The sequence below is a fragment of the Streptomyces sp. NPDC051133 genome (assembly GCF_040682635.1).
In the GTDB taxonomy this organism is placed as follows: domain Bacteria; phylum Actinomycetota; class Actinomycetes; order Streptomycetales; family Streptomycetaceae; genus Streptomyces.
On sequence record NZ_JBFBBK010000209.1, the window covers coordinates 1 to 1,835 of the forward strand.

General features: G+C 71.9%; 1 protein-coding gene. It reads right to left on the reverse strand.

All coding sequences use genetic code 11. The annotated features are described in order from the left end of the window. Positions 1-90: 90 nt before the first annotated feature. On the reverse strand, positions 91-1,835 hold a 1,745-nt coding region (locus tag AB0N17_RS46465), incomplete at its 5' end, for an HAD-IIIC family phosphatase (protein WP_366017699.1).

Here is a 1,835-nt window from a genome sequence, read left to right on the forward strand (position 1 = left end):
GTGCCCTGCGGCCCGAAATCCTCGTTCATGTCAAGCATCAGAGCCCTCCACGATGTGCGCTGTCCTTTTCCATCGCTTCTGCCGCCGTCCTCACGTCCGCTTCCAGGAGCGGAACGCCCGCAGCTCGTCCGGGGTGACCACGGCCTCCGGACGGTCTTCCTGACCGTCGCCGAGCGCGGCCAGCAGCCGACGGGCGGGCATGTTGCGGTCCGTGCGCTCTGCCCTCAGCCGCACCTCGGTGCAGCCCAGCTGCTCGGCACGACCGGCGAGCCACTGCAACAGGCTTTCCTCGACGCCACGGCCGAGTGCGCGGCAGCTCATCAGCCAGGCCAGTACGTCGAGTCGACCGCCCTCAACGCGCAGGGCGAGAAGGCCGATCTGGCCGTAGTCGCCGAACCGGTCTCGGGCCGCAGCCGTCCACACCTCTCCCCTCTCCCGCCATCGGGCGACATCGCCGCCGTCGGCCGACCGGGCGTGTGTGGTGAACTGATTGGTACGGCGCACGAGTTGCTCCGCGCGCTCCACGTCGTCCTCGGACAGGGCCCGGACCTCAACCTCCAGGTGCAGCTGGGCGAGGAACTCCTCGAATCCGGTCTGTTCACGGACGGCGTCCCGTGCCCGCTCCTGCTCGTAGAAGCCGGCCCGCAGCACGTCCTCGGCCGTCGCCGCCGCCGGAATCAGTGGCCACAACTGGGTCAGAAACTCCTTCAGTTCGTCCGTGGCCGGGCAGGTGACCGACAACACCTGGGGCAGTGCCGCACGCATCCGGGCAATCTCGGCCGGGTTGTCGTCGAGGAACAGGAAGCTGTCCAGGCCGAGGTTGAGGGTGTGCGCCGCCTCGGCCAGGCGGTCCGGCTTCGGACCCCAGGCGGCGGAGAGCACACTGAAGTACTCCGGCTTCAGCAGGCTGTCGGGGCGATCCAGGACGGCCCGGACGGTGGCCTCGTCGTTGTTGCTGACCAGCGCCAGCAGGGCGCCCGCCTCCCGCCACTGCAGCAGCCTGCGCGCGAGCAGGGCGCGCGGACCGGTCAGGTCGACGGCCTCGGGACCGATCTCGCCGGCGACGCCGCCCCACAGGGTTTCGTCGCCGTCGACCGCGATCACCTTCGGCGCCGGGCGCCGCACCGCCCGGACGACCTCGGCCAGACACAGGGCCACCGCTGCCTGGAAACGCGCGGTGAACGGCAGATGGGCCAGCCGCTCGGTCCGCTCGTCGAAGCGTTCCCCAACGGCATGATGCGAGGTGAAGTCCTCGGGGCCGAGCACCGCGATGCCGGGCAGGCCGGCCAGGTCCGCTGCGATCTCGCGCTCCCAGTGGGTGAGGCGGGCCTCCTGGCGTTCGGACGGCAGGAAGCCGACGATCAGCGGTGTGCGGGTGCGCGCGGCCAGGGTCTGCAGCGCGGCCGGGTAGGCGGTGCGCAGCTCGGCGAGGAGCGCGTCGTCCACCGGGCCGAAGCGTTCCAGGTCCGCCGCCCTCAGCAGGATCACGCCCACGGCGGTCGCGGGGTCGGTGAACACGCCGGATGGGTCCTGGAGGGCGGCGAGCACCTGGTGGTACGGCGCTTCGGCGACCGTCCAGCCGGGCTCGGGCGCGCCGTCGTTGACGGCGGCCTCGCACATCAAGGGCAGGTTGCCGAAGGCGAAGGTGGCGGCCAGGGCGAGGATCGGGCGGGGCGGGGTGGGCGCGGTGGACGGGGCGGCCTCGGACCGGCCGGGGGTCGGCTCGCCGGCCCGCACCGACGCCCCGGGAGCCTCGACCACCTGTTCCAGCAGCCGCAGGAACTCCTCCCCCAGCTCGGCGGTGACTGCTTCATCCAGGATGTCCAGGCTGTGGT